Source organism: Tateyamaria sp. 7Alg 36 (assembly GCF_059882455.1).
In genome coordinates this window covers 216838-243536 of sequence record NZ_CM187613.1, presented here as the reverse complement: position 1 = coordinate 243536, position 26699 = coordinate 216838, and the positions used below count along the sequence as shown (strand labels likewise).

27 protein-coding genes and 1 tRNA gene are annotated in these 26699 nt (G+C 62.1%); 11 read left to right on the top strand and 17 right to left on the bottom strand.

The features are described from left to right. Positions 1 to 201 precede the first annotated feature (201 nt). From rpmF to AC6GQJ_RS01135, 7 genes are all read left to right on the top strand, one after another. On the top strand, positions 202 to 408 hold the full coding sequence (gene rpmF / locus AC6GQJ_RS01165) for a 50S ribosomal protein L32 (protein ID WP_299369965.1): 207 nt from the start codon (positions 202 to 204) through the stop codon (positions 406 to 408). A gap of 41 nt (positions 409 to 449) precedes the next feature. Next, positions 450 to 1541, top strand: coding sequence for a phosphate acyltransferase PlsX (gene plsX, locus AC6GQJ_RS01160; protein WP_500770945.1), 1092 nt, complete (start codon positions 450 to 452; stop codon positions 1539 to 1541). Further along, complete coding sequence (locus AC6GQJ_RS01155) at positions 1538 to 2509, top strand: beta-ketoacyl-ACP synthase III (RefSeq protein WP_500770943.1); 972 nt, start codon at positions 1538 to 1540, stop codon at positions 2507 to 2509. Before plsX ends, AC6GQJ_RS01155 begins: the two co-directional genes overlap by 4 nt. Before the next feature lie 117 nt (positions 2510 to 2626). Continuing rightward, positions 2627 to 2929: an integration host factor subunit alpha gene (gene ihfA, locus AC6GQJ_RS01150; RefSeq protein ID WP_500770941.1), complete on the top strand. Its 303-nt coding sequence runs from the start codon at positions 2627 to 2629 to the stop codon at positions 2927 to 2929. Positions 2930 to 2933: 4 nt separating this feature from the next. Further along, positions 2934 to 4373, top strand: a complete 1440-nt coding sequence (locus AC6GQJ_RS01145; RefSeq protein WP_500770939.1) for a MerR family transcriptional regulator — start codon at positions 2934 to 2936, stop codon at positions 4371 to 4373. Positions 4374 to 4439: 66 nt separating this feature from the next. Then, positions 4440 to 4516 (top strand) — tRNA-Pro (locus AC6GQJ_RS01140). Between the two features lie 73 nt (positions 4517 to 4589). Then, positions 4590 to 5666 (top strand): 2'-deoxycytidine 5'-triphosphate deaminase, encoded by a 1077-nt coding sequence (locus tag AC6GQJ_RS01135; protein ID WP_500770937.1) that lies wholly within the window; start codon positions 4590 to 4592, stop codon positions 5664 to 5666. Here AC6GQJ_RS01135 and AC6GQJ_RS01130 read toward each other — a convergent pair. The 8 genes from AC6GQJ_RS01130 to AC6GQJ_RS01095 all read right to left on the bottom strand — a co-directional run bounded on the left by AC6GQJ_RS01130 (position 5663) and on the right by AC6GQJ_RS01095 (position 13810). Then, on the bottom strand, positions 5663 to 6880 hold the full coding sequence (locus AC6GQJ_RS01130) for a hypothetical protein (protein ID WP_500770935.1): 1218 nt from the start codon (positions 6878 to 6880) through the stop codon (positions 5663 to 5665). The genes AC6GQJ_RS01135 and AC6GQJ_RS01130 overlap by 4 nt on opposite strands. A gap of 91 nt (positions 6881 to 6971) precedes the next feature. Further along, a complete protein-coding gene (locus tag AC6GQJ_RS01125; protein WP_500770933.1) occupies positions 6972 to 7226 on the bottom strand; it encodes a hypothetical protein in 255 nt (84 codons plus the stop codon). A 63-nt stretch (positions 7227 to 7289) separates the two neighbouring features. Next, positions 7290 to 7892, bottom strand: coding sequence for an SMC-Scp complex subunit ScpB (gene scpB, locus AC6GQJ_RS01120; protein WP_500773990.1), 603 nt, complete (start codon positions 7890 to 7892; stop codon positions 7290 to 7292). A gap of 66 nt (positions 7893 to 7958) precedes the next feature. Continuing rightward, a complete protein-coding gene (locus AC6GQJ_RS01115; protein ID WP_500770931.1) occupies positions 7959 to 8759 on the bottom strand; it encodes a segregation and condensation protein A in 801 nt (266 codons plus the stop codon). Then, positions 8752 to 9756, bottom strand: coding sequence for a beta-N-acetylhexosaminidase (gene nagZ / locus AC6GQJ_RS01110; protein WP_500773988.1), 1005 nt, complete (start codon positions 9754 to 9756; stop codon positions 8752 to 8754). The genes AC6GQJ_RS01115 and nagZ overlap by 8 nt, the downstream gene beginning before the upstream one ends. Beyond that, positions 9753 to 10742: an SPOR domain-containing protein gene (locus AC6GQJ_RS01105; protein WP_500770929.1), complete on the bottom strand. Its 990-nt coding sequence runs from the start codon at positions 10740 to 10742 to the stop codon at positions 9753 to 9755. Before AC6GQJ_RS01105 ends, nagZ begins: the two co-directional genes overlap by 4 nt. Before the next feature lie 111 nt (positions 10743 to 10853). Continuing rightward, positions 10854 to 12596: an arginine--tRNA ligase gene (argS, locus tag AC6GQJ_RS01100; RefSeq protein ID WP_500770927.1), complete on the bottom strand. Its 1743-nt coding sequence runs from the start codon at positions 12594 to 12596 to the stop codon at positions 10854 to 10856. A gap of 74 nt (positions 12597 to 12670) precedes the next feature. Further along, on the bottom strand, positions 12671 to 13810 hold the full coding sequence (locus AC6GQJ_RS01095) for a deoxyguanosinetriphosphate triphosphohydrolase (protein ID WP_500770925.1): 1140 nt from the start codon (positions 13808 to 13810) through the stop codon (positions 12671 to 12673). Between the two features lie 84 nt (positions 13811 to 13894). Between AC6GQJ_RS01095 and AC6GQJ_RS01090 the strand changes: the two genes are divergently transcribed. Then, the gene (locus AC6GQJ_RS01090) at positions 13895 to 14218 is read left to right on the top strand and encodes a HesB/IscA family protein (protein ID WP_500770923.1); all 324 of its coding nucleotides are present in this window, start codon (positions 13895 to 13897) and stop codon (positions 14216 to 14218) included. A 1-nt stretch (position 14219) separates the two neighbouring features. Here AC6GQJ_RS01090 and AC6GQJ_RS01085 read toward each other — a convergent pair whose 3' ends face one another. After that, complete coding sequence (locus AC6GQJ_RS01085; protein ID WP_500770921.1) at positions 14220 to 15287, bottom strand: DUF6902 family protein; 1068 nt, start codon at positions 15285 to 15287, stop codon at positions 14220 to 14222. 47 nt (positions 15288 to 15334) lie between these two features. Continuing rightward, positions 15335 to 15616, bottom strand: coding sequence for a hypothetical protein (locus tag AC6GQJ_RS01080; RefSeq protein ID WP_500770919.1), 282 nt, complete (start codon positions 15614 to 15616; stop codon positions 15335 to 15337). 344 nt (positions 15617 to 15960) lie between these two features. Between AC6GQJ_RS01080 and xth the strand changes: the two genes are divergently transcribed. Further along, positions 15961 to 16743: an exodeoxyribonuclease III gene (xth, locus tag AC6GQJ_RS01075; RefSeq protein ID WP_500770917.1), complete on the top strand. Its 783-nt coding sequence runs from the start codon at positions 15961 to 15963 to the stop codon at positions 16741 to 16743. 57 nt (positions 16744 to 16800) lie between these two features. Here the strand turns inward: xth and AC6GQJ_RS01070 are convergent, their stop codons facing one another. The 7 genes from AC6GQJ_RS01070 to AC6GQJ_RS01040 all read right to left on the bottom strand — a co-directional run bounded on the left by AC6GQJ_RS01070 (position 16801) and on the right by AC6GQJ_RS01040 (position 24221). Next, a complete protein-coding gene (locus tag AC6GQJ_RS01070; RefSeq protein ID WP_500770915.1) occupies positions 16801 to 18225 on the bottom strand; it encodes a gamma-aminobutyraldehyde dehydrogenase in 1425 nt (474 codons plus the stop codon). An 18-nt stretch (positions 18226 to 18243) separates the two neighbouring features. After that, a complete protein-coding gene (locus AC6GQJ_RS01065) occupies positions 18244 to 19050 on the bottom strand; it encodes an ABC transporter permease (protein WP_500770913.1) in 807 nt (268 codons plus the stop codon). Further along, complete coding sequence (locus AC6GQJ_RS01060; RefSeq protein WP_500770911.1) at positions 19040 to 19978, bottom strand: ABC transporter permease; 939 nt, start codon at positions 19976 to 19978, stop codon at positions 19040 to 19042. The genes AC6GQJ_RS01065 and AC6GQJ_RS01060 overlap by 11 nt, the downstream gene beginning before the upstream one ends. Beyond that, entirely contained in the window at positions 19975 to 20958 is a 984-nt protein-coding gene (locus tag AC6GQJ_RS01055) for an ABC transporter ATP-binding protein (RefSeq protein ID WP_500770909.1), read from the bottom strand. The genes AC6GQJ_RS01060 and AC6GQJ_RS01055 overlap by 4 nt, the downstream gene beginning before the upstream one ends. A gap of 60 nt (positions 20959 to 21018) precedes the next feature. Continuing rightward, positions 21019 to 22179, bottom strand: coding sequence for an ABC transporter substrate-binding protein (locus AC6GQJ_RS01050; RefSeq protein WP_500770907.1), 1161 nt, complete (start codon positions 22177 to 22179; stop codon positions 21019 to 21021). 133 nt (positions 22180 to 22312) lie between these two features. Then, entirely contained in the window at positions 22313 to 23212 is a 900-nt protein-coding gene (locus AC6GQJ_RS01045) for a LysR family transcriptional regulator (protein WP_500770905.1), read from the bottom strand. A gap of 142 nt (positions 23213 to 23354) precedes the next feature. Continuing rightward, positions 23355 to 24221, bottom strand: coding sequence for a cupin domain-containing protein (locus tag AC6GQJ_RS01040; protein WP_500770903.1), 867 nt, complete (start codon positions 24219 to 24221; stop codon positions 23355 to 23357). A gap of 111 nt (positions 24222 to 24332) precedes the next feature. Here AC6GQJ_RS01040 and AC6GQJ_RS01035 point away from each other — a divergent pair, with 111 nt between their 5' ends. Beyond that, positions 24333 to 25856, top strand: a complete 1524-nt coding sequence (locus AC6GQJ_RS01035) for a GMC oxidoreductase (RefSeq protein WP_500770901.1) — start codon at positions 24333 to 24335, stop codon at positions 25854 to 25856. Then, complete coding sequence (aroE, locus tag AC6GQJ_RS01030) at positions 25853 to 26695, top strand: shikimate dehydrogenase (protein WP_500770899.1); 843 nt, start codon at positions 25853 to 25855, stop codon at positions 26693 to 26695. The genes AC6GQJ_RS01035 and aroE overlap by 4 nt, the downstream gene beginning before the upstream one ends. Positions 26696 to 26699: the final 4 nt, after the last annotated feature.

The window sequence follows — 26699 nt, the reverse complement described above, 5'->3', positions numbered from 1 at the left end:
GTTTTGCGTATTTTGCCGCTTTCACGTCATTTTGGGTTGGACATAGCGCAGGCCATTGCCTAAACGCTCGTCACGCCCGATGCAGGACGATATCCACCTCGCCCTTTCCGGGTGATCCGAACACCGCCCGGCTGCCGGGCAACTTGAAACACGCATCCGCGCAAGAGCGCGGCCCTGCCCGAAACGCAAAGGCCCATTCTAATGGCTGTGCAACAGAATAAAGTGTCGAAATCGCGCCGCAACAACCGTCGCGCCCACGACAGCCTGACCGCCGCGAACCCTAACGAGTGCCCCAACTGTGGTGAGCTGAAACGCCCACACCACATCTGTGCGGCCTGCGGTCACTATGACGACAACGAAATCGTCGCCCTGACCGAAGAAGTCGATCTCGAAGACGACGCGGCATAAACCAACCGAAAAACGAAGGCGGCAGAGCTAGATAGCACCCTATGACGGCCCACACACCTGAACAGGCCGAAAAAGACGCCGCCCTCGCGTTTCCCATTGTACTATCTGTTGACGCCATGGGCGGGGACGAGGGCCCTGCCACTGTCATCGCAGGCTGCGCTGAATCAGCGAAGAAGAACCCCGATATCGGGTTCATCCTGCACGGACCGGCGGATCAGTTGGAAACTCTCGTCGCCCGCCGCAAGCAATTGCGCGGGCGATGTGTGATTCGTGACGCCCAAGGCGTCGTGACCATGGAAGACAAACCCAGCCACGTTGTCCGCAACGGCAAGGGCACGTCGATGTGGTCCACCGTCGAATCCGTCCGCAATGGCGAGGCCGAAGTGGCCGTAAGCTGCGGCAACACCGGCGCGCTGATGGCTGTGTCGATGATCCGCCTGCGCAAATTGCCCGGCGTGAATCGCCCCGCCATCGCTGTCCTGTGGCCCAGCCGCAATCCCCAAGGCTTTAACGTGATGCTCGACGTGGGTGCGGATGTGCGCGCCGATGCCGATGACCTGCTGCGCTTTGCGCTGATGGGCGCCTCTTATGCGCGCAACGGGATGGGCCTTGCCCGCCCCCGTATCGGCCTGCTGAACGTCGGCACCGAAGAACACAAGGGCCGCGCCGAACTGAAAGAGGCGTATGAGCTGATCGGTGACCACGCGGACGCGGCCGAATTCGACTTTGTCGGCTTTGTCGAAGGCGGCGATATTCCGGGCGATGTGGCGGATGTGATCGTCACAGACGGCTTTACCGGCAACGTCGCCATCAAGACAGGCGAAGGCACCGCAGGGCTGATCGGCGAATTGTTGCGCGAGGCATTCAAGTTCTCGCCCCTGTCGCGACTCGCCTATCTGCTGGCCTTTACCTCAATGAATCGCTTAAAAAAGCGGATTGATCCGCGCCGTGTGAACGGTGGCGTGTTTCTGGGCCTGAACGGCACGGTTGTGAAATCTCATGGCGGTGCGGACGCAACGGGTGTATCAGCAGCTATCAAGCTGGCCGCCCAACTGGCCGAGCTGCGCTTTGGCGACAAACTTGCCGCCCGCGTCGCTGCCGCGACCCTACACGCCGAGGAGAGCGAGAAATGACCACACGTGCCGTGATCAAAGGAGCAGGACACTACCTGCCCGCCCGCGTTGTGGAAAATGCCGAATTCGAAGCGACGCTGGACACCACGGACGAGTGGATCAAATCCCGTTCGGGGATCGAACGCCGCCACTTCGCCACCGAAGGCGACACAACCTCGACCATGGCGACAGCCGCCGCGCAGGCCGCACTCGATGATGCGGGCATGAAGGCGGATGATATCGACGCCATCGTGCTGGCCACATCCACCGCCGATTTCACGTTCCCGTCCGCCGCCACCATGGTGCAAAGCCAGTTGGGCATGACGCGCGGTTTTGCCTTTGATGTGCAGGCCGTTTGCGCGGGTTTCATCTATGCGCTCAGCAATGCCAACGCGCTGATCATTTCGGGTCAGGCCAAGCGCGTATTGGTCATCGGTGCCGAAACATTTTCCAAGATCATGGACTGGACCGACCGCAGCACCTGCGTGCTGTTCGGGGATGGCGCGGGCGCGATTGTGCTTGAGGCCGAGGAAGGTGACGGCACCGCCGCGGACCGCGGGATTCTCGCCACCGACCTCAATTCCGACGGGCGGCACCGCGAGTTGTTGTATGTCGATGGTGGCATCAGCACCGGCACCAGCGGTTATTTGCGCATGCAGGGCAATCAGGTGTTCCGCCACGCCGTCGAGAAACTGGCCGCCACGGCGACAACTGCGATGGATGCCGCTGGCGTGACCGCGCAGGATGTTGACTGGATCGTGCCCCATCAGGCCAATATCCGCATCATCCAAGGTACCGCCAAGAAGATGGGCGTGCCGATGGAAAACGTTGTCGTGACCGTTCAGGACCATGGCAACACCTCGGCGGCGTCGATTCCGCTGGCCCTGTCGGTGGGGCGCAAACGCGGCCAGATCAAGGATGGCGACCTGATTGTCACCGAAGCCATCGGTGGCGGTCTGGCATGGGGCGCGGTCGTCCTGCGCTGGTAAATCCGCGCTTAGGGCCGATAAACACCCGTTTTAGTTGCAGATTCTGGCAAATGCGCAAGCCATTGATATTGACTCGGAATTTGCCCTCAAACTATGCTCTGACAAAGGGGATCGCATATGACCGACAAGACTTTGACGCGCATGGACCTAAGCGAAGCCGTTTTCCGTGAGGTCGGATTGTCGCGAAACGAGAGCGCACAACTGGTTGAAACCGTGCTGGAACACATGTCTGACGCCCTTGTAAAAGGCGAGCAGGTCAAGATTTCTTCGTTCGGCACATTCTCGGTACGGGACAAGTCGGCCCGCGTGGGTCGCAACCCGAAGACCGGAGAAGAAGTGCCGATCAACCCGCGCCGCGTTCTGACATTCCGCCCATCCCACCTGATGAAAGACCGCGTCGCCGAAGGCAACAAGTCTTGATCCGATGAGCAAATCCGCCGACGCCTTTCGCACCATTTCCGAAGTGGCCGACTGGCTCGGTGTCCAGACCCATGTGCTGCGGTTCTGGGAAAGCAAGTTCACCCAAGTGAAACCCGTGAAACGGGCTGGCGGGCGGCGCTATTACCGCCCTGCCGATATGCTGCTGTTGGGTGGCATCCGGAAATTGCTGCATGATGACGGGCTGACCATCAAGGGCGTGCAAAAGATCCTGCGCGAGGAAGGGATGGCGCATGTCTCTGACATGTCCCGCCCGCTGGATGATGAAACCTCGGCCATTGTGGACACGAACCTTGCCTCCAAACCGGATGGCGCAGATGTGCAGGCCCCGCCAGCGGTGCCCGTGGAAAAGGCGCCGTTCGACAGTGCCGCTTCGGGGCTGGATCAGTCGCCCATTCCATCCTCGGATCGCGGGCCCTTCGCGGACGCGGATGCACAGGACGACAGCGCACCCAGCACGTCGGGCCTTGATGCGGACAACGTGATCCCTGTGCGCCCGTCCCAGCCCAAGGCCCCTGCCCCAACCGTGCCCACCATCATGCGCGAGGCCGATCCGACGCCGACCGCAGAAGGCAACAGGGACGCCGAGGCCCCCGACATCACATCGGATGCTGGCCCGTTCAGCGACCCTGACGCCGGCCCCGCCGTGAACTATGTCGATCCCGATCCCGCCGGTTTGCCCACTCAGAACGCCGACGGTCCCTTTGGCACGTCCGAGGAACAGGATGCTTCGTCCGGCGATGACCGGCCCAAAGCGTCCGATCTGGACGCCGCCCCGATCCCGAAACTCGCCCCCGAAGATGACGGTGACACCGAACGCGACCCCGACGCGCCGTTTGGCACCGATGCAGCCCCCGCGCCCGACATGGGTGCCGTGGCAGAACAGCCACAGCACATCGCCCCCGCGCCCGATGATGCGTTGCCGTTCGAAGCGTCAGAGGCCACAGAGGCCGAAAGCGCGCAGGATGCCGACGGCACCGTGCAGGACGAGGACGAGACATCGACAAAAGAATCACTGCAAGCCAGCCTGTTTCAGGACTTTGACGCCCCGGAAGAGGCGACGCCAAAAGCGGACGAACCAGCACAGGCGTCCGAACCGGACACCGCACAGGCCGAAGAACAGGACGAAAGCGCAAAGACTGCTACCGAAACCGTGGAAGACACGGTCGAGGCGGCAGAAGAACCCGCTGACACCGCAGCGGATGAGCCTGTCGCCGAGGCCACAGAATCGCAAACCCCGCGCCCGCGCATTGTTGATGCGCCGGATGATGTGGATATCGACTTTACCGTCGCCCCTTCGGTTCTGTCCAAACTCGGCAAACTGCGCCGTGTTACACCGGAACAGGCCGCCGAATTGCGCCCCCTACTGGCGCAATTGACCGCTGTGCGCGACCAGATGGCCAGTGCGCGACGCGATCCGCGCTAAGATACGCGTGCAAGTGCGAATTCTCCCTTGCCCTCGGCCACAGATCGGGTATGAGACCCCACAAGTCGGGCTATGGCGCAGCCTGGTAGCGCGTCCGTCTGGGGGACGGAAGGTCGCAGGTTCGAGTCCTGCTAGCCCGACCAAAAACACCCGCCCTAGCGCTACGGGGCATTGCACTGTTTTCGCCCTGACGCATTTGGGCCAAGGGGGAACAGGATGACCGGTGTTATTTCCGACAGTCAACTGAACGACATGATCCAGACCGGCGTGATTTCTGCACGCCCCGCGATCACCCCTGCCCAGATCCAACCCGCCAGCCTCGATCTCCGCCTTGGCCAAGTCGCCTATCGCGTGCGCGCCTCGTTCCTTGCCGGACATGGGCGCACGGTCTCCGAGCGTCTGGAAGAGTTCGAGATGCACCGCGTCGATCTGACGGATGGTGCGGTTCTGGAAAAGGGCTGTGTCTATGTCGTGCCGCTGATGGAACGGCTCGACCTGCCCCGCGATGTGCAGGCGGTCGCCAATGCCAAAAGCTCGACCGGACGGCTGGATTTGCTGACACGCACGATCTGCGATGGCGGGACCGAATTTGACCGCATCACCGCAGGCTATTCCGGCCCGCTATTTGCCGAAATTTGCCCCCGCTCCTTCTCTGTTCTTGTGCGCCCCGGTATGCGGCTGAACCAGATCCGGTTCCGGCAGGGTCAGGCCGTGCTGGACGATGACGCCCTGCGCAGCCTGCACGACCAGACGCCGCTGGTCGACGGCACCGCGGTGATTGACGAAGGGCTCGGCTTTTCCGTGGACCTGCGGCTGGGGGGCTCCACCCTTGTCGGCTACCGTGCCAAGCCGCACACAGGCGTGATCGATCTGGATCGAATCGGGTTCTACAATCCGGCGGAGTTCTGGGAAGAAGTGCACGGCAACGACGGCCAGATCATTCTGGACCCCGGTGCGTTCTATATTCTGGTCAGCCGCGAGGCGGTACATATCCCGCCCGACTATGCCGCTGAAATGGCGCCCTATCTTGCGATGGTCGGGGAATTCCGCGTGCATTACGCGGGCTTTTTCGACCCCGGCTTTGGCCATGATGCGGCGGGCGGGATCGGCTCGCGCGGGGTGCTTGAGGTCCGCTGCCACGAGGCACCTTTTGTGCTGGAACACGGTCAGATCGTCGGCCGCCTGATCTACGAAAAAATGGCGCAGCGCCCTGCACAGCTTTATGGCGCGGGCATCGCGTCAAACTATCAGGGTCAGGGCCTGAAACTCTCCAAACATTTCGCCGCCCCTTAGGACGCGCCCTTGGCCTCTGCCTGCGCCACCAAGGCGCGCGCTTCGGCCAATATCTCCTCTTTATCCTTGTCCTCGGTGTTGAAAATTCGCTTGCCCGCCGCTTGGATCGAGGCAAAGGCGTCTTCGGCCATGAACCCAGACAGAAAGGCGACAAAGGCCACCGTATAGGGGCTGAGTTCGACGTCATTGATCGCCCCGCCCCCTTGGGTCAGCGCCAGCATTCCCGCGCCGGAAAACAGGAAAATCGCGATGGCCGCCGCGATCCCTTCGCCTACATTCACGAACAGGCGCGACAGGGTCAGGTCTTCGGCATTGGCGGCAGAGTAGTAGCGGCGCGAGAACGCAACCACCGTGCCCAAGCCCCCCGCCGCGATGGTCACGATCAGCGTCAGGAAAATGGTCGGAAAACTGACCAGCCGCGTCAGCAGGTCGGGAAAGTACGGAATTGCGACCGTCAGCGCCGCCAGCCGCGCACGGGCCACGGAACCGGCAGGCAGCGTCTGGCGCAGACCCGCAATCGTTTCGTCATGCGCGGCGCGCTGGTCCTTGATCCCTTGGATGCGCGCCTGCACCACCACCAACTCGGCCTGTACGTCATGGGAGGCGGCGTTGATGGATTTCAGATTGGCCACCAGCGCGTCGAACTTGTCCTCGGTATCCTTACGAAAGGCGGCAAAGGCATCGCGGGCAACGGTATCAAAGCTGTCATCCTGAAACCCGACCTCGACCACATCCAGCAACGCCAGAACCTTGTGATCGGGCGCGAGGGCGTCGTTGATGGCCAGATTTTCGTATTTGTTCCGCGCCTCACCGGGCAAGGCGTATTGGTAATCCGTCATATCGCTAAGGGTAACGGTTGCCTGCACCGCGATGGCATTGCGGGCGCGCGCGATCTCGGCAAAGGACTGGTCGATGCGCGACTGCACGGTCCCTGCCTCGACCTGCAAGGCGTTGATATCCTCGGCCAGCGCTTGTTTGGCGCGTTCAATCGCCTGTTCGCTTTTGAGGATATGCAGCAGATTGTCGATGTCAGAGCCGTGTTCCGCCCCCGTATCGACCGCCCCGCCCGAGGCCGCTTCGATCTGCCAACCGGTGCGGTAGATGTAGCTGCCAAAGCCGAAGGTCACCAGCGACACAAACATCGCATAAAGAAGGATCACCGTGATCCCCAAAGAAAACGAGGACGCATGCGCGCCAATATTCTTGTCGGCCATTTCTAAAATCCCCATGCTTAAATCAATGGGGAAAGGCTAGATCACCGCCCTTGCGCAATCAACGGTGGTATTCCTGACCGGATTTCGGGGCCTATTCGCCGCCCGCTTTCTTGGCCTGACGGGCCTGCCGTGCGGCGCGTTTTGCTTGGCGCAACTGGCGGATTTCGGCCTTGGTGGGCGGCGCGTCATCGTCTAGATCGTCGAAATGGGCGTGCTGTTGCGGCGCGTTTTGGCGTGGTGCATTGCGGCCACGCGACACTTTCTTGACCCCAGCATTGATGCCGGAATTGATCGCCTTACGCATGATGATACGCATGATCATATTGATGATCTGGTTCATCCCCATGGGATACCTCCTGCCTGCTGCTCGTTTTGTGCAGTTATAGCGTGAAATGCGGCGATTATCAGGTCAATCTTCAAAAAGTTCGCTTTGGCCTTCGACGTCTTCGCCTTCGTCCTCGCTCTCGGGTCCGGGTATCACACCGGGTGGCGGACGGTTCTCAAGCAGGCCAGCGGCGCGCAGTTCCTTCAGGCCGGGCAAATCGCGGGCGTTTTCGAGGCCGAAGTGGTCAAGGAAGGATTGCGTCACCACAAAGGTCACAGGCCGCCCCGGTGTCATCTTGCGCCGCCCGAAACGGATCCACTCCATCTCTAGCAACTGATCGACGGTGCCACGGCTAACGCTGACGCCGCGGATTTCTTCGATCTCGGCGCGGGTGACGGGTTGGTGATAGGCGATGATGGCGAGCGTTTCGATGGCCGCGCGGGACAGTTTGCGCGTCTCGACCGTTTCGCGCTGCATGAGGAAACCGAGGTCGGGCGCGGTGCGGATCGCCCATGCGTCCCCCACCTTGACCACGCGCACCCCGCGCCCTTCATAGCGCTTGCGCAGATAGACAAGCGCCTCGGCAGGGTCGCAGCCGTGGGGCATCCGTGCGGCCAGTTCGCGCACGGTGATCGGTTCGGCGGTGGCGAACAGGATCGCTTCGATCATCCGCTCCTGCTCGGCCATCGGGGGGGCTTCGAACAGGCTTTCTTCTTTGTCTTCAGCCTCTTGCGTCACGTTCTACACCTTGCATCAATGCACATCGCGCGGCACGTCTCGCTTGCGCAACTGGATCGGCGCGAAGGATTCGGTCTGGCGGATTTCCAGATGCCCTTCCTTGACCAGTTCAAGCGAGGCGGCAAAGGTCGCCGCCGTGGCCGAGCGCCGCTTGATCGGGTCCGCCTCCCACCCTTCGGGCAGATAGGACAGGATATCGGTCCAGTCCCCCGCATAGCCGATCAATCCGCGCATCCTGTCCAGCGCCTGTTCCATTGTAAAGACCGCGTCACGATCCATTACAAAGGGGCGGAATTCGTCGCGCGTGCGGATACGGGCATAGCCCTGCATCAGGTCCAGAAGCGTGGCTGAATAGGTCACCTTGCGCACCCGCATCACCATCTCGGACTGGCCACGGGCAAAGAAATCGCGCCCCAGCCGGTCCCGCGCCATCAGGCGCGCAGCGGCATCGCGCATCGCCTGTAATCGTTCAAGCTGGAACGCCAGATGCGCGGCCAGTTCCTCGCCCGAGGGGCCTTCCTCGGTCGGGTCGGGCGGCAGCAGAAGGCGCGATTTGAGAAAGGCCAGCCACGCGGCCATCACCAGATAATCCGCCGCCAGTTCCAGCCGCAGCGCCTTGGCCCTTTCGACAAAGGCCAGATACTGGCGCGCCAGTTGCAACACGGAAATCTTGCGCAGATCGACCTTTTGCGTGCGCGACAGCGTCAGCAGCACATCCAGCGGCCCTTCATAGCCATCCACGTCGATGATCAGCGCCTCGGCGGCAAGGCGATCCGCGACGGACATCGTGTCTTCTTGAAAGGTGTCGTCAGCCATATGGTCGCCCGCTCAACAGCACCTCAAGTTCGGCGGTGAGCGCGGCAATGTCAATGTCATCGGGTTTTCTGCGGGCGTCCAGCGCGGCCAGTGCGCGGGCCTGTACGGCATCGGTCATCTGCCCTGCGGCGTTGGCACAGGTGATACGGTCGGCCAGCGGCGCGTTGCATTGCAGGATCACGTCGCAGCCTGCGGCCAGTGCTGTCTGGCTGATCTGGGCGATGCTGCCGGACAGGGCTTTCATCCCGATATCATCGGTCATGATCAGCCCGTCAAAGCCGATGTCGTTGCGCACCAGCCCCATCATGTCAGCAGACAGGGTGGCAGGTGCTTCGTCCACCGCCTCGTACACCACATGCGCCGTCATCCCCATGGGCAGGTCATTGAGGGCGCGGAAAGGGGTAAAGTCGGTCTCTCGCAGTTCGTCCAGTTCGGTGTGCACGCGGGGCAGATCGAAATGGCTGTCCAGATCGGTGCGCCCGTGTCCGGGGATGTGTTTCAGCACAGGCAGAACGCCGCCATCCAGCATCCCATTGGCCGCCGCACGGCCCAAGGCCGCCACATCCGCGACCGACGTGCCATAGCAGCGGTTGCGCAGGAAATCATGCGTGTCCTTGACGATCAGATCGACCATCGGCGCGCAGTTGCTGTCGATGGTCAACGCCTTCAACTCGTGCGCAATATGGCGATAGCGCAGGTACATCGCGCGCTCGGCCTCATCACCGGCAGCTTGGATGAAATCCAGTGGCGCGGCCCAATCGGTCCATGTCGGCGCGCGCAGGCGTTGGACACGCCCGCCTTCCTGATCAATGGTGATGGGGGCATCGCGCCCCACCGCCTCGCGGAAATCGCTGCACAGGGCATAGACCTGATCCGGCGTGTCGATATTGCGCCCGAACAGGATAAACCCGAACGGGTCAGCCTCGCGGAAGAACGCGATTTCGTCACGGCTGAGGCGCAGCCCATCCGCGTCCAGAATGGTCGCGCCGAAATTCATCGTGTCACAACCGGAATGCAATCGGCCCCTTCGGCCACAAGCGCCGAACAGAAACGGCGCGCATCGCTGAGGTCGGCAAAGCCATGAGCGCGCAGGCGGTAAAACGTACGCCCGCCGCTTTCAGCGGTTTGCACGATCCGGTCCTTACCTTGCAGATAGTCGCCAAAACGGTGTTCCATCTTTTGCCACTGGGCACGGGCAATCTCGGGGCTGTCAAAGGCACCAAGCTGCACCAGACGCGTGCCTGCGGGCAGGCTCGAGGCGTCAATCTCTTTGGTGGACGGCGCGGCGGTGGCGGTCACAGCGGCAGGCACCACAACGGCAGGCGCGCTTGCGGGGCGCAGTTGCGGGCGGCGCGACTGTTTCGGGCCCGGCCCTTTGACCAGAACGGCGTTTGTCACCGTGGCGGGCACATCTGCGGCCGACAGGCTCGCCAGCACGGGCGTCGCTTCGTCAATTTCTGCGTCAATCGTGTCGACCCCTTGGGTCAACTGACGGACCAGATCATCCACCTCACCGCTTTGCAGCGCGGCAGAGACATCGACAGGCTCGGACAGGCTGGCCGAGACATTGAGCGGCGCGGGCTGTTGCACAGGTGCCACCATTGCGGCGGTCATGGGCTGGTCTTCGTCGCTCAGATCGACGGGTTTGGGGGCCAGAACCACGCGATCCACGGGGCCAGCGGCCTGCCCTGCACCAGCGACTTCGTTCACGGCAAGGCCGGTGTTGCGGGCCAGCTGTCCACCCGGATCGGTGGGGCGCACACGCATGTCACCGGACATGGCGCGCACCACAGGAATGCCCGACACATCGCGCACGATCAGCTTGTAACCCCAGACCCCAACACCGGCGATCAGCGCCAGCGACACAGCCGCGCCCGCCAGATTAGCGCCTAGTTTCAAAGGGTTGGAGGGCCTAACAGGGTCGTGGTGCGCGTCGTCATAGCCCACATACCCCATATCATGGGTGTAATTCATATCTGCCATCTTTGCCTCATCGTCCGCGCCGATACGTGCCAGCGCAGATCATCTATTTGTCAAAAGCACCCGTAACGGGAGCGTTGGGAAGTTGTGCCTGTGGTGCCCCTTTGGCGGGGCCTAGCGCAGCTCTTCGGCTGGTTGCACGCCAAGAATACCAAGGCCCGCCGCAATTACAACGCCGCAGGCACGCGCGAGGGCAATTTTTGCCTGAGTCGCCGCTGCGTCGTCCTGCACAAAGCGCAAACTGGGCACGTCATTGCCGCGGTTCCACAGCCCGTGGAAGGCCGCCGCCAGATCGTTGAGGTAGAATGCGATCCGGTGGGGTTCATTGCTGCGCGCGGCGGTTTCAACCATGCGCGGCCATTCCGCCAGCTTGCCCGCGAGCGCCAGTTCGGCCTCGTGATCCAGCCGTGACAGATCGGCGCTGGCCAGTGCGGTGTCATCCACATCAATCCCCGCCTCGCGCGCCTTGCGCAGGACGGATGCCACACGTGCGTGGGCGTATTGTACGTAGAAGACAGGGTTGTCGCGGCTTTGTTCCAGCACCTTGTCGAAATCGAAATCCAGCGGCGCGTCGTTCTTGCGCGTCAGCATGTGGAAACGGGTAACTCCGGGGCCGACCTGATCCACCACATCGCGCAGGGTCACGAACGTCCCTGCCCGCTTGGACATCTTGAACGGCTCGCCGTTCTTGTACAGCTTCACCAGCTGCGTCAGCTTGATATCCAGCGGCACCGAACCGCCCGACAGCGCACTGACAGCCGCCTTCATCCGTTTGACATAGCCGCCGTGATCCGCACCGAACACGTCGATCAGCGCATCATAGCCGCGCTGCACCTTATCGAAGTGATAGGCGATATCGGGCGCGAAATAGGTCCAGCCGCCGTCGGATTTCTTCACCGGACGGTCCACATCGTCGCCATGTTCTGTCGATTTGAACAGGGTCTGCACGCGGGGTTCCCAATCTTCGGGGACTTTGCCCTTGGGCGGCTCAAGCGTGCCTTCATAGATCAGGCCCTTGGACTTCAGATCCTCGATCGCGGATTCGATCAGGCCCGTGCCATAAAGCGACTTTTCCGAATAGAACCGGTCCATCTCGACCCCGAGGGAGGCGAGATCGGCGCGGATCAGGTCCATCATGGCTTGGGTCGCGAAGGTCCGCACATCCTCAAGCCAGACGGATTCATCGGCATCCAGATAGGCCACGCCAACCTTGTTTTTCAGCGCCTCGCCCACTTCGACCAGATAGTCGCCCGGATAGGTGCCATCGGGGAACACGACCTCTTGGCCGTGCGCCTCGAGATAGCGCAGGTAGACCGACCGCGCGAGCACATCGACCTGCGCGCCGCCATCGTTGATGTAATATTCGCGGGTGACGTCGAAACCGGCAAAGTCCAGCAGCGAGGCCAGCGCATCACCAAAGACCGCGCCCCGTGTGTGGCCCACATGCAGGGGGCCGGTCGGGTTGGCCGACACATATTCCACGTTCACCTTCTTGCCCGCCCCAAGGTCGGAGCGGCCAAAGTCAGTACCAGAGGCCAGAACCGCGCCCACGACGCCCTGCCACTGGGACGGGGCCAGCCGCAGGTTCAGGAACCCCGGGCCTGCGACCTCGGCGCTGGCGATGCGCGCATCCTGCGTCAGACGCTCGGCCAGTTGCTCGGCAATGTCGCGTGGCTTCAGACCCGCAGGCTTGGCCAGCACCATCGCCGCATTGGTCGCCATATCGCCATGCGCCGCATCTCGCGGGGGTTCGACAGTCACGTTGTCAAAGGACAGTCCGGCGGGCAGTTGCCCCGCTTCGGTCATTGCATCAAGCGTGTCGTGTACGAGGCCACGGATATCGGCGAAAAGGTTCATGTGTATTGCCTGTTGTCTGAGGTTTCGCGGGTGTACCAGAGATGCCCTTTGCGTCAAGGCATGGCGGGTCGTTGTCAGGAAAACAGACGGTCATGTTCCTGAAAGGCAAAGCGGTCGGTCATGCCTGCAATATAGTCCGCCGTCAGCCGCGCCAGAACCGTTGTGTCACCCTTGGCCTCGCGCACCTGCCCCTGCCAGCGCTCGGGCAGGAGTTCGGGGCGCGCTAGAAAGGCAGGAAACAGGTCCATGACGACTTTGGACACTTCCTCGCGCTTGAGCATCACGGACGGCGCACGATACATATTGTTGAACAGATAGGCGCGGATCACCTGCAGATCGGCCCACATCGCATCCGAGAACCGGATGACGGGACGGCCCAAATGGCGGATATCCTCGACCGATTGCGCCCCGCTTTGCGCCAGCAACCCGCGCGACGTGTTGATCACATCGCTTACCATTGCGCCGAACACCTGCCGCAATGCCTCGTGACGGCGGCGGATCGGGTCCAAGCCGGGATAGGCCGCGTCGACCTCGCGATAGGCGTCGCAAGCAATGGGCAGCGCCTCCACATCCTTTTCGTCCAGCAATCCGGCGCGCAGACCGTCGTGCAAATCGTGGTTGTTATAGGCGATGTCGTCCGACAATGCGGCCACCTGTGCCTCGGCACTGGCGTGGGTCGACAGTTCCAGATCATGTTCAGCGTCATATTCGGCCAGCGCGAACGGCAGATCGCCCACCACGGGGCCGTTATGTTTCGCAATGCCTTCAAGGGTTTCCCATGTCAGGTTCAACCCGTCAAAGGCCGCGTAATGGCATTCAAGCCGCGTGACGATCTTGACCGCTTGGGCATTGTGATCAAAGCCGCCATAGGGGGCCATCAGATCATGCAGCGCGTCCTCGCCCGTGTGACCGAAGGGCGGGTGGCCAAGGTCATGCGCCAGCGCCACGGCCTCCGTCAGCTCTCCGTTCAGGCCCAAAGCGCCCGCGATGGTGCGCGCCACCTGCGCCACCTCGATGGAATGGGTCAGGCGCGTACGAAAGTAGTCGCCTTCGTGTTCAACGAAGACCTGCGTCTTGTGTTTCAACCGCCGGAAGGCCGAGGCATGGATGATGCGGTCGCGGTCGCGCTGAAAGCACGAGCGAAAATCGGATTCTTCCTCGGGCCAGCGCCGTCCTCGGGCGCGGGCGGGATCGGATGCAAAGGGCGCGGACATCTGCCTTATCCTTGTCGCCAGTTCTTTGCGCCCATATATTGCAATTGCGGCGCAGATGAAACGCGCCTTTTCGGAGAGTTTGCCATGCAATTGCCCCCCACCGTCACGCCCCGCGCTTTTGAACGCCTTGCCGAGATCGGCGCGGCCGATCAGGGACAGGCCCTGCGCGTCGCCGTGGAAGGGGGCGGATGTTCGGGATTCCAGTATGAAATCGCGCTGGATGAACCCAAAAGCGACGATCTGGTGCTGGAAGGCGCGGGTCAGAAGGTTGTGGTCGATTCGATCAGCCTGCCCTTCCTGTCCAACGCCGTCATCGACTTTTCCGAGGAACTGATCGGCGCACGTTTCGTGATCGAGAACCCGAACGCGACCAGTTCTTGCGGCTGCGGTACGTCGTTTTCGATGTGATCTAGCGCGCCTGCGCACTGGCGCGGGCGAATGTTTCGAAGAATTCTGGGAATTGCGGCGCGCTGGCGGCGCAGTCCGATAACAGCGCGGCGGCATGATCGTCGAGGGCGGCATATAATATGTGCTGCATACTGCCCCAATCGCCGCTTCGCGCCCCTTCAAAGGACAGCAGTGCACCGGACACGGCGCGCAATGCCCCCGAAGCCGCATGCCCGCGCCTGAAGGTACAGCGCCCGTCGGGGATGGCCGCGCCGATGTCGTCCGCGCCCATTTCACAGGCGGCCCAAGTCGACACTAGGTATTCGTGATAGGCGTCGCCCTGCGGGCTGTCCCCGCCTGCGACCACCTCGAATGCATTCAGATTGGCGCGCACTGCATCCCCCCACAGGGTCGGCACGGGACATCCCGCTTGCACCAGCGCCACGCATATCTCGGCCAGCAGGTCAAAATCCTGATCCAGATAGGCGATGATGCCCGCATAGTGCAGGCTGGTGCGCGCCGCCGCGTCCAGTTTCGGGTCACGCCGCCCGTATTCCGACAGGTAGAACACGATATGGGTCAGCTCGTACGCGGCCTTTTTGTTGGGCAGCGCGAAGGTCGCCGTGCGGTTGATAAAGGCGTGCAACCGATCACCCAGCCCCGCATCCGATCCATCGCTGACCCCGCGACGGGCCAGCAACCGGCGCGCTTCGGCGCGTTGCAGATCGCTCAACTCCGCCTGCGGCAGACCTTGGGTGGCGGCAAAGGCGCACAAACGCTCCATCTGCCCATTGCCTGCGCCGAGGTCTTCGAGGTCGAGGCCGATGGACAGCAGGAAACGGTAATATTGCGGAAAAAACGCCAATCGTTCGGGCAAGGCGTCATAGAACCCCGCCAGTGGTGCCAGCGCCTGCTGCGAGGTGTGTTGGCCGGTACATTCCAGAATGTTCAGCAGTTCGGCAATTTCCTTCAGCCAGAACACATCTTCTTCGATGCGGCGATGGCGGGCAAAGCAGGCCAGCAACGGCCCGACCCGATCGGTCAGGCGCTGACGGCGCGGCGGGATGTTGAGGGCAATGATATTCGACATGACGTGCGTCCTTTCAATGCGTGCACAAACACCCCGCCGCGAACGGCTCAGGAACCGGAGGAGAACAGGCCCGTCAGACCGCCTGTCGTGGTGGTCCCGCATGTGGGCGCCGATCCGGAGGAGAACATGGACACGCCCTGCCCCGCGTCCATCCCGCCCATCACCGGTGCAGAGCCGGAGGAGAACATCTCCACCCCGTCACCCGCCATGCCATCAGCGAGCGCCACGGGGGCCGATCCCGAGGAGAACATCCCCGTCGCGTCCCCGCTGTGCAGGGCGGCGGAAGGGGCGATTTCACGAGCAATAGTGATCTTACGAAGTGCAGACATAGCGGTCTCTTTCTTTCTGTATTTCAATTCAGGGTTGCAGTGTTTTGACGATGCGCGAGAAATATCGCGCCTGAAAAGTGTTTTCTCGTTAAGCGGGAATTTGTAAAAACTTATCCACATTAACAACACCTTAGAACCACCTGACCGCCGCGACATCCGGCTGCAAATGCTAAGGCGAAAAAACTTTTGTCCACAGGCCGGTTTGGCGCGTCAAATGCGGCCTCAAGGATGCAATGGGCTCCGTTAACCTCTCGAATCGCCACCACGAGGGCCCGCCAAAGCCCCCTTGCGATCCCGCACCACATCGTTCAAACCTCAACCCGTCCCAGCCGAAAGGTCATCCCATGAAAATCGCCACGTTCAACATCAACGGCATCAAGGCACGGATTGACGCCCTGCCCCGCTGGCTGGATGACGCGCAGCCTGATGTGGTCCTGCTGCAAGAGATCAAGTCGGTGGACGAGAATTTCCCGCGCGAGCTGTTCGAGGATCGCGGCTATAACGTGGAAACCCATGGTCAGAAGTCGTTCAATGGCGTCGCCATCCTGTCCAAGCTGCCGCTTGAGGATGTGACCCGCGGCCTGCCCGGTGACGACAGTGACGAACAGGCCCGCTATATCGAGGCGACGGTGATGGGCGAGCGTGAGGCCGTGCGCATATGCGGGCTGTACCTGCCCAACGGCAATCCTGTGCCGGGACCGAAGTATGATTACAAACTGGCATGGATGGAGCGTTTGCGCGCCCGCGCTATTGCCTTGTTGGCCGAGGAAACGCCGTTCCTGATGGCAGGCGACTACAACATCATCCCGCAGGCCGAAGACGCCGCCCGCCCTGACGCGTGGCGCGAGGATGCACTGTTCCGGCTTGAATCCCGCACCGCGTTCCGCCGCCTGCTGAACCTTGGCCTGACCGAAGCGTTCCGCGTACGCACCCACGGGCCCGGTCACTATTCATTCTGGGATTATCAGGCGGGGGCGTGGAACCGCGACGATGGCATCCGCATCGACCATTTCCTGATGTCGCCTGCCTGTGCGGACATGATGACCGACTGCCAGATCGACAAACAGGTGCGGGGCGAGGAAAAACCGTCGGATCACGTGCCGGTCTGGGTCGACCTCGCCGCGTAACAGCTAGGTTTCGCAAGGGGTGCAGCGCGGCAAGGGGGTCCCTGCCGCGCCGCCTGTTCAGTGAGCGATCATAACGTGACGCACGGCTGTGTAATCTTCCAGCGCGTACATCGACATATCCTTGCCATAGCCGGACTGTTTCAGTCCGCCATGGGGCATTTCGTTTACCAGCATGAAGTGCGTGTTCACCCATGTGCAGCCGTAGCGCATGCGGCTCGACACATCCATCGCGCGGCCCACATCCTGCGTCCAGATGGATGAGGCGAGGCCATAGTCGCTGTCGTTGGCCCATTCCACTGCCTGTTCCGCCTCGGTAAAGCGGGTGACGGACACGACGGGGCCAAAGACCTCGCGTTGCACAATCTCGTCGCTTTGCAGCGCGCCTGCGATCACGGTGGGCTGGTAGTAGAACCCGTTGCCCTCGTGCAGTTTGCCACCTGTGGTCACTTCCATATGGGCGTGTTCGCGGGTGCGTTCGACAAAGCTTGCCACGCGGTCGCGTTGACGGACCGAGATCAGCGGCGGGATTTCGTTCAGCGTGTCATCGGCATTGTCATAGACGATAGTGGACACGGCAGAGGACAGTTCCGCCACCAGCTTTTCATAGATTTTCGGCCCCGCGTAGATGCGGCAGGCGGCAGTACAGTCCTGACCGGCGTTGTAATAGCCAAAGGCTTTCAAGCCCTCGACCACACGGCCCAGATCGGCATCATCAAAAACGATGACAGGGGCCTTGCCGCCCAGTTCCAGATGGGTGCGTTTGACGGTTTTCGACGCGGCCTGCATCACCTTCTTGCCCGTGGCCACATCGCCCGTGATCGAAACCATATCGACGTCAGGGTGGCTGATCAGTGTGTTACCCACGCTCGCCCCCTGCCCCACGACCACGTTCACCACCCCTTCGGGCAGGATGTCGGCCATTAGCTTGGCCAGCTTCATCGCCGTAAGCGGTGTCTGTTCGGACGGTTTCAGCACGACCGTGTTGCCCCCTGCCAAGGCCGGTGCGAGTTTCCACGCCATCATCATCAGCGGGTAGTTCCACGGCGCAATCGACACCACCACACCGATGGCATCGCGGCGCAGCATGGATGTGTGCCCTTCCATATACTCGCCCGCAGCCGCCGTGTGCATGTTGCGCACCGCGCCCGCGAAATAGCGGAAGCAATCGGCCACGGCGGGCACTTCCTCGTTGCGGACCTCGTTGATCGGCTTGCCGCAGTTCAGCGCCTCAAGCTGTGCGAGTTCCTCAAGGTTGGCCTCGATCGCGTCCGCAATGGCCAGCAGTTTGGACGACCTTTCGGACGGGGTGGTGCGCGACCAGTGGCCAAAGGCCGCCCGCGCCGCCGCCACCGCGCGGTCGATCTGGCCCGCATTCGCTTCGGGCAGGTTGAGGATCAGCTCTCCGGTGCGTGGGTTCAGCACCGTTTCCTCTACATCGGTGCCTGCCTCGAAAGCGCCGCCGATCAGCATATTGGTTTCCATCAGAACTCTCCTGTTTGTTTACTTGCCCTGACCGGCAACCGTGTCGGTGCCGCGCGTCAGGTAATATGCGCCGAGGATCGGCAGGAATGTAACCAGCACCACGACCATGGCCACCACATTGGTGACGGGGCGTTCGCGCGGGCGGACCAGCTCTTCGAGCATCCAGATCGGCAGCGTCTGCTGCTGTCCGGCGGTGAATGTCGTCACGATCACCTCGTCAAAAGACAGGGCAAAGGCCAGCATCCCCCCCGCCAGAAGCGCGGTCGAGATATTGGGCAGGATGACATAGCGGAACGTCTGGAAACTGTTCGCGCCAAGGTCCATCGACGCCTCGACAAGGCTGCCCGACACACGCCGGAACCGCGCCACCGCGTTGTTATAGACAACGACAACGCAAAAGGTCGCGTGGCCCAGAACGATGGTCCAAAAGCTGAACGGAATGTCCGCCAGATTGAAGGCCGAGCGCAGCGAGATGCCCGTGATGATCCCTGGCAAGGCAATCGGCAGGATCACCATCAGGGAAATCGCCTCGCGTCCGAAGAACTTCGTCCGGCTGACGGCGGCGGCGCACAACGTGCCCAGCACCAGCGCGATAACGGTCGAGATCGCGGCGACCTTGATGGACAGCTGCAATGCCTCCCACACGTCCGAGCGGCCCCAAGTGACGGCGAACCATTTCACCGTGAACCCCGGGGGTGGCCACTGGTAGGATTTGTCTTCGGTCGTGAACGCATAGACAAAGATCAGCAAGATCGGCAGGTGCATGAAGGCCAGCCCGAAGGCGGCGGCGAGTTTGAGGCCAAGAGGCGCGCGATCAGAGTGCATCGAAAGCCCCCTGACGTTTTGCGATCCACAGATACACCGCCATCAACAGGATCGGCACCACGGCAAAGGCGGCGGCGAGCGGGATGTTTCCGGCCGTGCCCTGATAGGCATAGACCGCCTGCCCGATAAACCGGCGCGACGTGCCGACGATCTGGGGAATGATGTAATCCCCCAAGGTCAGCGAGAAGGTAAAGATCGACCCTGCAATCACCCCCGGCAAGGCCAGCGGAAACAGCACATGGCGGAAGGTCTGCGCCGGATGCGCGCCCAGATCGCCGGACGCTTCGAGCATGGAATGCGGCACCCGTTCGAGCGAGGCCTGAATGGGAAGGATCATGAAAGGCAGCCATACATAGAGAAAGACAAGGAAGGTGCCGGTGGTGCTGACCGACAAGGAATTGCCCCCGATCACCGGAATCGACAGATAGGCATTCAGCAGCCAGCCCAGATGCAAGGTCTCGAACAGCCAGTTCAGAATGCCCTCTTTGGCAAGGATCAGCTTCCATGAATAGACCTTGACCAGATAGCTGGACCACAGCGGCATCATCACCCCGAGGTAGAAGATAGCCTTCCATTTCCCCTTGGCATAGCGCGCCGCATAATAGGCCACCGGAAAGCCGAGGATCGCCGCCCCGATGGTGACCGCGGCAGACATCACAACCGTGCGGATGATGATGTCGAAATTCGACGGGCGGAACAGCTCGCCATAGGTTTTGAGGGTGAATTCGTACTGGATGATGCCCGTGAACTCGTCGATCGAGAAAAAGCTTTGCGCCAGCAGCGCGAACAGCGACCCGAGGTAGATGATGCCCAGCCACAGCGCGGGCGGCAGGATCAGCAGGAAGACCAACAGCTTTGGCTTGCGCCATAGCGTGTCGGACAGGCGGGTCAGAACCCCGCCGCCATGGGGGGATGCGGTATCGGTCATTGCGCGGCCATCACGTGCAGATCCTCTGCCGCCCAATCCACAGTGATCGTGTCGCCCGCCTTGGGCACGTTGCCGCCCTTGGGCAGCAGCATGGTCATCGGCACGTCCCCCACGGACATGTTCACGCGGGTCGCCGCGCCAAGGAAGCTGGCGCTGCGCACGACCGCGCTTTGCCCCTGTTCGGCCAGCCGCACCGCTTCGGGGCGCACCGCGCCATAGGCACGCTGTCCGGTCAGTTGGTGCACAAACTCAGGCGGCAACACGTTGGAAGAGCCGACAAAATCCGCCACGAACGGGGTTTCGGGGCGGTAATAGATATCCTCGGGCGCGCCGATCTGCACGACCTGCCCTTCGTTGAACACCGCCACGCGGTCGGCCATGGACAGCGCCTCGCCCTGATCATGGGTGACGAAGATAAAGGTGATGCCAAGGCTGCGCTGAAGGGTCTTGAGTTCCTCTTGCATCTGTTCGCGCAGCTTCAGGTCCAGCGCGCCAAGCGGTTCGTCCAGCAACAGCGCCTTGGGCTCGTTCACCAGCGCACGCGCGAGGGCCACGCGCTGGCGTTGCCCGCCCGACAGTTCGGACGGTTTGCGGCTGCCATAGCCGCCAAGGGCGACCATCTCCAACGCGGCATCCGCCGCTTTCAGCCGCGCGCGCTTGGGCTGGCCCGCGATCATCAGCCCATAGGCGACGTTGTCGCGCACGTTTAGATGCGGAAACAGGGCATAGTCCTGAAACACCGTGTTCACATTACGCTTATAGGGCGGGATGCCCTGCGCCACCTGCCCGAAAATGCGGATTTCACCCGCTGTGGGCTGTTCGAACCCCGCGATCAGCCGCAGGCTTGTGGTCTTACCGGAACCGGACGGCCCCAGCATGGCAAAGAATTCGCCTTCGGCGATATCCAGATTGAGATTATCAACAGCACGCACGTCGCCATAGTGGCGCGACACGCCGGAAAAACCGATTGCAGAAGTCATGATATTACCAGTTCTGGTCCCGCCACCACAGGGCGGCGGCGGGACGGGGGATGTGAGGGATTAACGGCCGCCGATGACGCCGATATAGTCCGATACCCAGCGGTAGTAGGGCACGCAGCTTTCCTGACTTTCACAGGAGGACACCGGCGTGGTCCAGAACTTGATCCGCTCGAAATCATCCATGCCGTTGGTGGTGCAGCCTTCGGCGGTTTGCATGCCGCGCCCGTCTGTACAGGCCGCAGGCACCGCAGGGTTCGCACCGAACCAGACCGACAGGTCCGATTGCAGGTTCGAGGCCAGAGAATGTTCCATCCACATATAGCTGCAATTGGGGTTCTCGGCGTCCGCATGCATCATGGTGGAATCGGCCCAGCCTGTGGCCCCTTCCTGCGGGATGGTCGACTCGACAGGCGCGCCACCGGCTTTCAGCAGGTTCACCTGAAACGGCCAAGTGCCAGAGGCGGCCATGCCTTCGTTCTTGAAGTCGTCGATCTGGATGAACGCATCATGCCAGTAACGGCCCACCAGCTTGCGCTGGCCGCGCAGCAGGTCGAGGGCGGCGGCATATTGTTCGTCGTTCAGCTCGTACGGGGAAGTGATGCCCAGTTCGGGCTGGTTGAACATCAGGTAGTTGGCGGCGTCCGCGATGTGGATCGGGCCGTCATAGGCCTGCACGCGGCCTTCGTTCGGCTTCCCATCGGGCAGGTCCATCGGCTTGAACACCACGTCCCAGCTTGTCGGCGCCTCGTCGAAGACCTCGGTCGAGTACATCAAAACGTTCGGCCCCCACATGTAGGGAACGCCGTAATGGGTGCCGTCCACATAGTGCCAAGGCGCTTCTTTCAGGCGGTCATCCACGGTCGACCAGCTTGGGATCAGGTCCACGTTGATCGGCTGGACGCGCTTGCCCGCCACCATGCGCAGCGACGCATCGCCCGACGCGGTGACAAGGTCGAACCCGCCTTCGTTCATCAGGGCGACCATCTCGTCGCTGGTGTTGGCGTTCTTGATGTTGACCATGCAACCGGTCGCTTCTTCGAAACCGGTGATCCAGTCAAAGTTCGGGTCGGTTTCACCGCGCTCAAGATAGCCTGGCCAAGCGACGATGTTCACCTGACCTTCGCCTTCGCCGAGTTCCGTGATCATTGTTTGTGCCGTAGCTTGCGCCGCAAACGACAGCGTCAGCACCAGTGCGGTTCCTGATTTCAATACCGTTTTCATTGAAGTTTTCCCTCTTGGAGTCATCCGGCAGGTTTGCCCTACTCCCGCAAACAGTGCGGCAGCGCCTCGCCCATCGCAAATTCTATATTGAGAAACCCCCTATCGGTTTTTCCGATAGCTGGACGCGACCCGCCTAAACCAGCTTGTGGGCCTGCGCGACCTCGACAAATTCGCGCGCCGCGACGGACAGGTCGGACCCTTTGCGCCAGACCAGACCCACCTGCACCACCGGCAAAGACCCCGACACATCGCGCGCTTCGATCCGGTCCCCTTCCAGCGACCAGGGGCGGTAAACAAGGTCGGGCAGCAGGGCGACCCCCGCCCCCGTTGCCACAAGCGAGCGCACCGCCTCGACCGAACGGGTGCGGAAGGCGATCTTGGGCCGCGTGCCCAGAACCGACAACAGGCTGACGGTCTCGCGCTCCATCTCGTCAATGTTGAGGATAATCAGCGGTTCGTCCTTCAGGTCCGACAGGCTGATGATGTCCTGACTGGCCAAGGGGTGGCCGATGGGCATCCACAGCCGGTAGGGCGACACATCCAGCGTTTCGGCGTGCAGCGCATAGCGGTCCGCCACCCGCGTCGTCATCATGATCGCCACGTCCAGCTCGCCGCCGATCAAAAGGTGCTCCAGATACTCGCTGCTTTCCTCGATCGCGCTGATTTCCACCTTGGGATTGGCCCTGCGGTATTTCGCCAGCAGGTCCGAAATAACATAGCCCGCGACAAGCGAGGTCATCCCCAGTTGCAACTTGCCGCGTGCCGCCTTCGCCTCGTCACTGAAAGCGCGGCGCGCGCCCGAGATTTCGGTGAGGATCGTGGTGGCATGGCGCAGGAACTGGTGGCCGCGATGGGTGATGCGCAGCCCGCGCGAATGGCGGTCGAACAGGGTCACGCCCAGATCGGCCTCAAGAAACTTGATCGCCTCGGTCACCGCACTTTGCGAGATATTCAGCGAATGCGCCGCCGCGCTGACCGACCCGTATTCGGCGACCGCAACAAAGTAGTTCAACTGGCGGATGGTAAAGGACACGGGCGGCGGCAGACCTGTTTGCAAGGGGTGACAAGGCGCAGGCATCGCCGCGCATATGACAGGGCACAGTCCGGCAATCCCTGCAAGATCGGTAGCGTACAGGCCACAAAATGACCAGCCAAGCGCGCCTGCCCGTGCCGCATTATCCGCGCATTGCCTGCCGGAACGTCGTTGGTGTCATTTTGCGCGCCTTACGAAAGCGGCGGGCGAAATCCGCCGCATCGGAAAAACCGCATTCGGTCGCGATCAGCCCCACGGGGCGGTCGGTCTGCATCAGCATCTGGCACGCCGCCCCCAGCCGCAATTGGAGGACATAGGCGCTGATCGACATGCGCGCACTGCGCTTGAAGATACGCTGAAGCTGGCTTTCCGTCAGGTGGACCAGATCACATAGCGGCGCGAGGCGCAGCGGTTCGTCGTAATGGGCGTGCAGGTGGTCCAGCACTTTTTCAAGGCGCGCGCGGTCGCGGGGCATCTCGCTGACCGAGATCGCGCCACTGGCAAGGGGCGTGCGGTCGCGCGCCGTGGCGAGGGTGGCAAGGATGGATTGCAGGCACAGCACCTGTTCCAGCCCGCCCATCTGCCCCATATCCAGCATCCGGTCACGCAGCCGCGCCGTCGTGTCGGGGCCAAAGCGCAAACCGCGCCGCGCCTGCGCCAGCAGTGGCGTCACCGCCGACAGTTCCGGCACCAATCCGGTCAGCCCCGTGATCCATTCCTGCGTGAACCAGCACACCACCGCATGGTGATACTCCGCCCTGTCGATCAGCGCCTGCGACTGGAACGCATGGGGCACATTGGGCGCGATCAGCACCAGATCGCCATCGCCATAAGGGCCGACATGATCCCCGACGAAGGATAGGCCGCTGCCATTCACCGTCAGCGTCAGTTCGAATTCGGGATGGTAATGCCAGTTGAACGGAAACTCCGGCAGGCGGCGGTCAAACACCTGCAAGCTGCGCTCGGGCGGGATGGTGACCGTTTCGAAATAGGGGCGCATTATGGGCATTACATCGTCATATCCAACCAAGATGCGGCAATCATACAAAACCCTGCGGCATTAGTGAATGGCGCGGTTTTGCGCGCCATGCCATCCGAAAGGCGGTGACGGAGGGCGCAAATGCAGACGGTTAAGGCGGATATCGTGATCATCGGCTCCGGTGTGGGCGGCACTGCCGTGGCGCATCAACTGGCGGGGTCCGATGCGAAGATTATGATCCTCGAACGGGGCGATTTCCTGCCGAACGAGGCGCAGAACAGCGACGCGGACGCCGTGTTCGTGCAGGAACGCTACAAGACCAAGGAACGGTGGCTGGATGCCAAGGGCACGCCCTTCCGGCCGGGGCAGTATTACTATGTCGGCGGGCATACGAAATTCTACGGCACCGCCATGTTCCGCTTTCGGCAAAGCGATTTCGCGCAGTCCGAGATTGATGGCGCACCATCGCCCGCATGGCCGGTCCGCTATGACGATCTTGCGCCCTTCTATGCCAAGGCCGAACAGCTTTACGGCGTGCGCGGCACGGCGGGATGTGACCCGACCGAGCCACCGCGCGAAGCCTTCCCCCACCCCGCCATCCCGCATGAGCCGGTGATCCAGACCCTGTCCGACCGGATGCGCGCCCAAGGGCTGCACCCCTTTCCCATGCCCGCAGCGGTGGATTTCGGCGCGGGGGGCACCTGTCAGCGGTGTGGCACCTGCGACGCCTTTGCCTGCCGCTTTGACGCCAAGGGCGATGCGGACACCCGCGTGCTGCGCCCGCTGCTGGCACGGCAGAACGTGGACCTGATGCGCAACACCAAGGTCACGCGCCTGATCGCGGATGACAAAGGTCACCGCATCATCGCGGCAGAGGCACAGCAAGGCACACGACGGCTGCGCATTGAGGCCCCGATATTTGTGCTCAGCGCGGGCGCAATCAATTCGGCGGCCATATTGCTACGCTCCACCAGCGCGGCGACGCCGCACGGTCTGGCCAACCGTTCGGGCGTTGTGGGGCGGTACCTGATGAACCACCACCTGACCGGATTGATGGGCGTACGCCCGTTCGCCGTCAATTCAACAAAGTTCCCCAAGACATTGTCAGTAAACGATTTCTACAACGGCACCCCCGATGATGATGACGCGCGCGGTAATGTGCAGATGCTCGGCAATATCCAAGGGTCGATGATCCGCGCCACTTATCCGCGCACGCCGCGAAGGATTGCGGACTGGCTGGGGCGGCACTCGGTCGATGTGCTTGCCATGGGAGAAGACCTGCCCAACCCCGACAGCCGCGTGCAGCTTACGCGGGACGGACAGGTGCAGATCGACTACCGCCCCCTTGGTACGCAGGCCCATGACCGCTTTGTCCGCCATGTAAGGCGCGTGCTGCGGCAGGCCGGTTTCCCGATTGTGCTGCGCCACAGCTTTGGCATTCACGCCCCGTCACACCAATGCGGCACCGTCCGGATGGGCGATGACCCTGCGCACTCGGCGCTGAACGCTCTGTGCCGCGCCCATGACCACCCGAACCTCTATGTGGTGGATGCGGGGTTTTTCCCCTCTTCCGCCGCGCTGAACCCCGCCCTAACCGTTGCCGCACAGGCGCTGCGGGTCGGCGCGCATCTGCGTGACACACTTGATGAAAGGATGAACCCATGAACTTCCTGCTGCCCCTGACCGGATCTTTTGCCCAGCCCGCTGCCGAAAACCCGACCGTCGCGATGATCGAAGCCGCGTACCGCCATCACGGCCTCGACTGGCGCTATATCAACGTCGAGGTCGCGCCCGACGATCTGGCCGATGCGGTGCGTGGTGCGCGGGCGATGGGCTGGCGCGGATTCAACTGTTCAATCCCGCATAAGGTGGCGGTGATCGAACATCTGGACAGCTTGGGGACATCGGCCGAGATCATTGGCGCGGTGAACACGATTGTGCGCGATGGCGACAGGCTGATCGGGGAAAATACCGACGGGCGCGGCTTTGTCGCGGCACTGCGCACGGTGGTGGATCCGGCGGTCAAATCCGTGGTCCTGTTCGGCGCAGGCGGTGCCGCGCGCGCAGTGGCGGTCGAAATGGCGCTGGCGGGTGCTGCGCAGATCACCATCGTCAACCGCAGTGCCGAGCGCGGTCAGGCGCTTAGCGATCTGGTAAATACCCGCACCGACGCGCAGGCGACCTATGCCCCGTGGGAAGGGACATTTGCCGTTCCCCCCGCCACCGACATCGTGATCCAAGCCACGTCCCAAGGGCTGTATCCTGATGTGGACACTATGCCCGACATCGACACTGAAACCCTGCTGCCTGAAATGGTCGTGGCCGATGGCATCCATAATCCGCCCCTCACCCGACTGCTGAAGGCCGCACAGGCACGCGGTTGTCAAACCGTGGACGGGCTGGGCATGCTGGTGCAGCAAGGGGTAATCGGCGTGAAATACTGGACCGGCGTCGATGTAGACCCGCAGGTGATGCGGCAGGCCCTGTTGGACCTGGACCTGTAAGGCG

Bases quoted from the DNA above. Each gene is read 5' to 3' on its own strand.
- AC6GQJ_RS01105 (WP_500770929.1), bottom strand. From the start codon at position 10,742: ATGGCAGATATGAATTACACCCATGATATGGGGTATGTGGGCTATGAC.
- AC6GQJ_RS01070 (WP_500770915.1), bottom strand. From the start codon at position 18,225: ATGGAAACCAATATGCTGATCGGCGGCGCTTTCGAGGCAGGCACCGAT.
- plsX (WP_500770945.1), top strand. From the start codon at position 450: ATGACGGCCCACACACCTGAACAGGCCGAAAAAGACGCCGCCCTCGCG.
- AC6GQJ_RS01065 (WP_500770913.1), bottom strand. From the start codon at position 19,050: ATGCACTCTGATCGCGCGCCTCTTGGCCTCAAACTCGCCGCCGCCTTC.
- AC6GQJ_RS01125 (WP_500770933.1), bottom strand. From the start codon at position 7,226: ATGGGGATGAACCAGATCATCAATATGATCATGCGTATCATCATGCGT.
- rpmF (WP_299369965.1), top strand. From the start codon at position 202: ATGGCTGTGCAACAGAATAAAGTGTCGAAATCGCGCCGCAACAACCGT.
- AC6GQJ_RS01085 (WP_500770921.1), bottom strand. From the start codon at position 15,287: ATGTCGAATATCATTGCCCTCAACATCCCGCCGCGCCGTCAGCGCCTG.
- aroE (WP_500770899.1), top strand. From the start codon at position 25,853: ATGAACTTCCTGCTGCCCCTGACCGGATCTTTTGCCCAGCCCGCTGCC.
- AC6GQJ_RS01145 (WP_500770939.1), top strand. From the start codon at position 2,934: ATGAGCAAATCCGCCGACGCCTTTCGCACCATTTCCGAAGTGGCCGAC.
- argS (WP_500770927.1), bottom strand. From the start codon at position 12,596: ATGAACCTTTTCGCCGATATCCGTGGCCTCGTACACGACACGCTTGAT.
- AC6GQJ_RS01050 (WP_500770907.1), bottom strand. From the start codon at position 22,179: ATGAAAACGGTATTGAAATCAGGAACCGCACTGGTGCTGACGCTGTCG.
- AC6GQJ_RS01060 (WP_500770911.1), bottom strand. From the start codon at position 19,978: ATGACCGATACCGCATCCCCCCATGGCGGCGGGGTTCTGACCCGCCTG.
- xth (WP_500770917.1), top strand. From the start codon at position 15,961: ATGAAAATCGCCACGTTCAACATCAACGGCATCAAGGCACGGATTGAC.
- AC6GQJ_RS01130 (WP_500770935.1), bottom strand. From the start codon at position 6,880: ATGGCCGACAAGAATATTGGCGCGCATGCGTCCTCGTTTTCTTTGGGG.
- AC6GQJ_RS01115 (WP_500770931.1), bottom strand. From the start codon at position 8,759: ATGGCTGACGACACCTTTCAAGAAGACACGATGTCCGTCGCGGATCGC.
- AC6GQJ_RS01135 (WP_500770937.1), top strand. From the start codon at position 4,590: ATGACCGGTGTTATTTCCGACAGTCAACTGAACGACATGATCCAGACC.
- scpB (WP_500773990.1), bottom strand. From the start codon at position 7,892: ATGGCCGAGCAGGAGCGGATGATCGAAGCGATCCTGTTCGCCACCGCC.
- nagZ (WP_500773988.1), bottom strand. From the start codon at position 9,756: ATGAATTTCGGCGCGACCATTCTGGACGCGGATGGGCTGCGCCTCAGC.
- AC6GQJ_RS01095 (WP_500770925.1), bottom strand. From the start codon at position 13,810: ATGTCCGCGCCCTTTGCATCCGATCCCGCCCGCGCCCGAGGACGGCGC.
- AC6GQJ_RS01035 (WP_500770901.1), top strand. From the start codon at position 24,333: ATGCAGACGGTTAAGGCGGATATCGTGATCATCGGCTCCGGTGTGGGC.
- AC6GQJ_RS01040 (WP_500770903.1), bottom strand. From the start codon at position 24,221: ATGCCCATAATGCGCCCCTATTTCGAAACGGTCACCATCCCGCCCGAG.
- AC6GQJ_RS01155 (WP_500770943.1), top strand. From the start codon at position 1,538: ATGACCACACGTGCCGTGATCAAAGGAGCAGGACACTACCTGCCCGCC.
- AC6GQJ_RS01055 (WP_500770909.1), bottom strand. From the start codon at position 20,958: ATGACTTCTGCAATCGGTTTTTCCGGCGTGTCGCGCCACTATGGCGAC.
- AC6GQJ_RS01090 (WP_500770923.1), top strand. From the start codon at position 13,895: ATGCAATTGCCCCCCACCGTCACGCCCCGCGCTTTTGAACGCCTTGCC.
- ihfA (WP_500770941.1), top strand. From the start codon at position 2,627: ATGACCGACAAGACTTTGACGCGCATGGACCTAAGCGAAGCCGTTTTC.
- AC6GQJ_RS01080 (WP_500770919.1), bottom strand. From the start codon at position 15,616: ATGTCTGCACTTCGTAAGATCACTATTGCTCGTGAAATCGCCCCTTCC.